The organism is Desulfonatronospira sp. (genome assembly GCA_003563255.1).
GTDB lineage: Bacteria > Desulfobacterota > Desulfovibrionia > Desulfovibrionales > Desulfonatronovibrionaceae > Desulfonatronospira.
In genome coordinates this window covers 1-4,260 of sequence record PWSL01000352.1, presented here as the reverse complement: position 1 = coordinate 4,260, position 4,260 = coordinate 1, and the positions used below count along the sequence as shown (strand labels likewise).

Sequence of the window (4,260 nt, the reverse complement as noted above, 5' to 3'; positions counted from 1 at the left end):
TTTTTATGGCCCACAGGGTATACAGGGGTTTAAAGGTTGCAGAGGAATTTATGCAGTTTTACAGTACCGGCAGATATTTTTTCATCTCGTACTCAGTGATCTGGATGCGGTAATTGTCCCACTCGATGATCTTGTTTTCCAGGAACTTGTTGAATATATGGTCGCCCAGGGCCTCGCGGATAACTGTACTTCTGGAGAGCTCGTGTACTGCTTCGTGCAGACTGCCGGGCAGGCTGTCGATGCCGTATCTGGCTCTTTCCTGGACGTTCATCTCAAAGATATCCTCTTCCACCGGGTCGGGCAGGGAGTAACCGGATTGGATGCCTTCCAGTCCGGCTGCCAGCATGGAGGCGAAAGCCAGGTACAGGTTGCAGGCCGGATCCGGAGAGCGCAGTTCCACGCGGGTGGCCTCTTCCTTGCCGGGCTTGTACATGGGCACCCTCACCAGAGAAGAACGGTTGCGCCTGGCCCAGGCCACATAAACCGGGGCCTCGTAGCCGGGCACCAGCCTCTTGTAGGAGTTGACCCATTGGTTGCAGACTGCTGTTAGTTCTTTGGCATGCTTCAAAAGCCCGGCAATATATTTCTTGCCTTCAGAGCTGAGACTGAACTCCCCTTGGGCATCGAAAAAAACGTTCTTCCCGTTTTTGAAAAGCGACTGGTGCACATGCATGCCGCTGCCGTTTTCCCCGAACAGGGGCTTGGGCATGAAAGTGGCGTAGCAGCCGTGCTTGCGGGCGACCTCCTTGACGATTACCCGGTAGGTTATGGCCTGGTCAGCCATCTTTAAGGCCTCCTGGTAGCGCAGGTCGATTTCGTGCTGGCTGGGGGCTACCTCATGGTGGCTGTACTCCACCTGAATACCCATTTTGTTCAGGGCGAATATGATATCCCTGCGAATGTCGTTGGCCCGGTCCAGAGGCGGGGCATCAAAATATCCACCCACATCCAGGCCCTTGGGGGCGGTGGAGTCCTCGAAAAGGAAAAACTCCAGCTCCGGACCCACAAAAAAGTCATAGCCTTTCTCAGAAGCCCTTTTGAGCACTCTTTTCAGGACATAGCGGCTGTCTCCCTCATAAGGGGTAAGATCCGGGTTTTTGATGTCGCAGAACATCCGGGCCACGGGCTTATCCGAGGGACGCCAGGAGACCATCTGAAAGGTGCTTGGATCCGGGATGGCCACCATGTCGCTTTCATGTATCCTGGAAAAGCCCTCGATAGATGATCCGTCAAAGCCCATGCCCTCGTCAAATGCTGCATCCAGCTCGCTGGGGGTAACCTGAAAACTCTTGAGAGTCCCCAGAACATCCACAAACCAGAACTGGATAAAGCTTACATCATACTCCTTGACTGCCTTGATAACATCATCGGGGTTTTTGCAATTAAAAACTGGTACGTCCATTTTTTTGCCTCCTTAAATAGTTTTTGCATCTAGCTTTGTCTCTGATATTACATTTTTCGGGCCAGGCATTTTTTATTCTTTTATTTCGGTATCTTATGCCTGGAAACGGGCAGAGGTGCCCGGACTGGGGCTACAGACGTTTACAGTTTTGTAAGGTGCAGGGGTGTGTTACAGGGGATGGTTTGCAATTTTGTCAAAAAAGAGGAGTTGAAGATTATTGCAAGACAGGAGGCAGAGTTTTTTTTGAAAAAGGGAAAGGGCTGGAAAAATGCTTGCACAGGAAGTCGCTGCGCAGCATACCATGGAGGAAGGCCATGAAAGAAATGTCCTGCCCGCGGCACAGCACACTTTTGGCGGGCAAAAAACGGCATAGCCCGGTAATAGTGCAGTCGGCGAACCCGGCTCAGCCCTCCTGCTTGTCCGGGGCCTGGTCCAGAGTGCACAGGTGGCAGATTCCAGATACTTTTTTCAGTTCAAGAACAAAGGATATGCCCGCCCCGGGCTTGTCCAGGTGGCCGGCGTTCATGATAGCCTGATGCACTTTTTCCGTGATGTCCTGGGAAACAATGGTCAGAATGATTTCTTTTTCCGGCTGGATGGGTATGCCCAGCAATGTCTTGGTTTCCCTGATACCTGTACCGCGGCCGTAGATAATGGTGCCGCCCTCTGCACCGGCCTTTTTTGAGGCCTTTAAGATAGGTTCGCACGTATTTTTGTTCACGATAGTGACTATAAGGTCAAACCTGTCCACTTCCATTACTCCCTCCTGGTCTTGAGTTTTAGAAAAACTCCCACGGTCATTACTGATAAAATGGGGGCCAGAGCCACCAGGGCAATGAGGCCGAAACCATCGTGTATGGCGCTTCTGCCGTCCATGGCCTCGGCAAGACCCAGGGCGATGGCCATGACAAAAGTCACCGTCATGGGTCCTGTGGCTACTCCCCCGGCGTCAAAGGCAATGGATATAAAAGACTGATCGCTCAGTTTCATCATCACCAGGGCCAGAACATAGCCCGGAAGCAGGATATAATATATGGAAAACCCGAAGATGATCTTGCCCATGCCCATGGCCACGAATATGCCCACACCCAGGGACAGGGTAATGAGCATAAACATCTGCCCCAGGCTTCCTGCAGAAGCCCTTTCCACGTTAAGACATAGTATGCGGACTGCCGGCTCGGCAATAGTGGCCACCAGTCCCAGAACAAATCCAATGGGGATCAGGATCCACAGGTTTTCAAAGTTGTTCATGATCTCGCCCATCTCAGCGCCCACCGGCATAAAGCCCACCTCCACGCCCTGAAGAAAAAGGGTCAGTCCGGCAATGGCCAGTACAACCCCTTTAAACAGGTTGATGACATACTGGCGGCCCAGCTTCAGATAGGCCATCTGAAAAAAAATGAAGAAGGCTATAAGCGGGCCTATGGCCAGCAGCACATTAAACAGGACATGTCTGACGTCCAGAAATTCCAGGATCAGCGAGGTCATGAGTAGAGTATCCCCAGAATCATAACGCTTAATACCGGCCCAATGGAAGCCAGGCCGATAAGGCCGAAGCCGTCGTTAAAAGAGGACCTGCCTCCAAGTACAGCCGTCACCCCCAGGCCCAGGGCCAGGATAAAGGGTACTGTGATGGGCCCTGTGGTCACCCCCCCGGCGTCGAAGGAGATGGGCACAAAATCAGTTGGGGTGAAGTAGGACAGGATCAGGATCAGTGTGTATCCACCAGCGAAGATGTAGGCGATGGGCACGTTTAAAACAATGCGCAGCATGGCCAGAGTAACAAATATGGCCACACCCAGGGCCACGAAAAGGACCAGGATGTAGCGGCTGACCATCCCGTCTGACACCGTATCCACATACCCGGCCAGGACCCATACGTCAGGCTCGGCCATGGTCACGGCATAGCCCAGGATGAAGGCGAAAAAAAGCAGAAATATAAGCGAGCCGTGCTTGGGAAGCTCTGCTCCGATGGCCTCACCCATGGGCAGAAGACCTATCTTGACCCCCTGCAGAAAGAGCAGCAGACCGGACATGACGAAAAGAACTCCGAAGAGAAAGCGGACGAATTCCACCCAGGGCATGGTGATGAGAAACACCTGCAGAAAGATTACCACCGCGGTTATGGGCAACACCGCCTGGACTACCTCAATAAGTCCTTCCTTGTATTCATTGGTCATGAGGTCTTTCTATATTATCGAAAGAATATTTTCAACTGGAATATGGCGGACAGTGATGAAGGCATGGGGCATGGAGCATGGGGGTGCGGGGTGCCTGTCCCCAATTGAGATACGATATTCAATTTTATAAGTTTCGCTGAAGTGCTATTCAGGGACCTTTTGCACCGGCATCTGGAGAAGAAGGGAAGAAGAGAGAGGGCGACTTGAAGAAATTGTGAGGAGTGAACAGTAGAGAGGATGAGAATTACAGGCCTTTTCCTTTATTGTCATTTAAGGAGGGGCCGGATCCATTTTTTTGCAATCTGGAAAAGGCCTGTAAATTTTCCGGGTGGGCAGAAGGCCCGGGAAGTGCCGAAATATGGGAGTGCCCGGGCCTTTGGGTTCTTGAGGGTTGAATCAGATGGCTTCGTCTCCGGACTCTCCGGTCCTGATGCGGATGGCGTTTTCCACACTGTAGACGAATATCTTGCCGTCGCCCACCTTGTCGGTCCTGGCCGCCTTTATGGCGGCCTCCACGGCCTGGTCCACATTGGCATCATCCAGGATGACTTCAATTTTCACCTTGGGCAGAAAGTCCACGTCGTATTCCGCTCCGCGGTATATCTCCTTGTGCCCCATCTGTCGTCCAAAGCCCTTGACGTCGGTGAGGGTCATGCCTTTTATGCCCATACCCGCCAG

The 4,260-nt window shown here is 52.4% G+C and carries 5 protein-coding genes; all 5 read right to left on the bottom strand.

All coding sequences use genetic code 11. The annotated features are described in order from the left end of the window. Positions 1-58 precede the first annotated feature (58 nt). Positions 59-1,402 (bottom strand): glutamine synthetase family protein, encoded by a 1,344-nt coding sequence (locus tag QZP87_RS10250; protein ID WP_291322827.1) that lies wholly within the window; start codon positions 1,400-1,402, stop codon positions 59-61. Positions 1,403-1,805: 403 nt separating this feature from the next. Further along, complete coding sequence (locus QZP87_RS10245; RefSeq protein ID WP_291322826.1) at positions 1,806-2,159, bottom strand: P-II family nitrogen regulator; 354 nt, start codon at positions 2,157-2,159, stop codon at positions 1,806-1,808. After that, entirely contained in the window at positions 2,159-2,890 is a 732-nt protein-coding gene (locus QZP87_RS10240; protein WP_291322825.1) for a DUF1538 domain-containing protein, read from the bottom strand. The genes QZP87_RS10245 and QZP87_RS10240 overlap by 1 nt, the downstream gene beginning before the upstream one ends. Beyond that, entirely contained in the window at positions 2,887-3,582 is a 696-nt protein-coding gene (locus QZP87_RS10235; protein WP_291322824.1) for a DUF1538 domain-containing protein, read from the bottom strand. The genes QZP87_RS10240 and QZP87_RS10235 overlap by 4 nt, the downstream gene beginning before the upstream one ends. A 396-nt stretch (positions 3,583-3,978) precedes the next feature. Beyond that, the coding region (locus tag QZP87_RS10230) for a P-II family nitrogen regulator (RefSeq protein WP_291322823.1) at positions 3,979-4,260 on the bottom strand (282 nt) is incomplete at its 5' end.

Bases quoted from the DNA above. Each gene is read 5' to 3' on its own strand.
- QZP87_RS10235 (WP_291322824.1), bottom strand. From the start codon at position 3,582: ATGACCAATGAATACAAGGAAGGACTTATTGAGGTAGTCCAGGCGGTG.
- QZP87_RS10240 (WP_291322825.1), bottom strand. From the start codon at position 2,890: ATGACCTCGCTGATCCTGGAATTTCTGGACGTCAGACATGTCCTGTTT.
- QZP87_RS10245 (WP_291322826.1), bottom strand. From the start codon at position 2,159: ATGGAAGTGGACAGGTTTGACCTTATAGTCACTATCGTGAACAAAAAT.
- QZP87_RS10250 (WP_291322827.1), bottom strand. From the start codon at position 1,402: ATGGACGTACCAGTTTTTAATTGCAAAAACCCCGATGATGTTATCAAG.